The 919-nt window shown below is 71.1% G+C and carries 1 protein-coding gene; it reads left to right on the top strand.

Features of this window, described 5'->3' with window-relative positions; translation table 11 throughout:
* Positions 1-706, top strand: a 706-nt coding sequence (locus tag TN53_RS41045) for a hypothetical protein (protein ID WP_234441830.1), incomplete at its 5' end; no start/stop codon positions are given.
* Positions 707-919: the final 213 nt, after the last annotated feature.

Genomic DNA, 919 nt, shown 5'->3' with positions numbered 1-919 from the left:
GCGCCAGGGCCGTGCGCACGAGATCCGGCAGCTCGCCATAGTCACCGCCCGGCGGCGGAGTGATCTCGTGCTCCGCGAAGAAGGCGGCGACCAGTTCGCCGCCCTGGGTCCGGACGCCGATCCCGAGCTGCGCGCGGAGATCGCCGTCGACCGCTGGTTCTTCCGGATCGAGGGCCATGAGGAGGCCGAGAAGGCGGTCGCGGCGCTCGATCCCACATCATCGACCGCGCACTTGCTCACGGCGCGACTGGCCTACAGCCGCCTGCTGTTCCGGCGTGACCCCCGTCCCGACGACCGCGCCGTGGCCGGCTACCGCGCGGCGGTCGAGAGCGGCGACGAGAAGCAGCGCGCCTGGGCCGAGTACCACTGGGCGGTCCTGCTGGACAACCTCGACGAGGACACGGCCGGCGCCCTCCCGCTCTACGAGACAGCTCTCGAGATCGCGACCAAGTACGGCGACGGCTACTTCGAGTCCTGCATCATCCGCCACCTCGCACCGCACAAGGAGCCCGCCGAGCGGATCGCGATGCTGCGCCGCTCGCTCCATCTGCGCGCCGCGCTCGGCGCCCGGCCCCGGACCGTCGCCGCGCAGGCCCTCCTCGCCGACAGCCTCCCCGAGAACGACCCCGAACGCGCCGAGCTCATGCGGACGTTCCGCCCGGGTGCCGAGGAACTGCGCATCGGCTGGCTCCTGTCCGAGGACTGATCCACCGAGCGCAGCCTCAGGAGTTCAAGGTCACCGGCCACGGCCACGGTTACGGCCACGCAACGCTCGACGGTTCCTCTCGCTTCGTACACTGACCCCACGCACCGTCGGCAGGAGTCGCGCGTGAGGGAACCGGCAATGCCCCGACGTCCTGAGGGCCTGTTCATCGGCCTGTGCACCCTCGACGTCATCCAGCTCGTCGACCACGTGCCC

This window comes from Streptomyces sp. WM6386 (assembly GCF_000972385.1).
Classification (GTDB): domain Bacteria; phylum Actinomycetota; class Actinomycetes; order Streptomycetales; family Streptomycetaceae; genus Streptomyces.
Note: the sequence above shows the minus strand (reverse complement) of the source record. Positions and strands in the feature narration are given on the sequence as shown.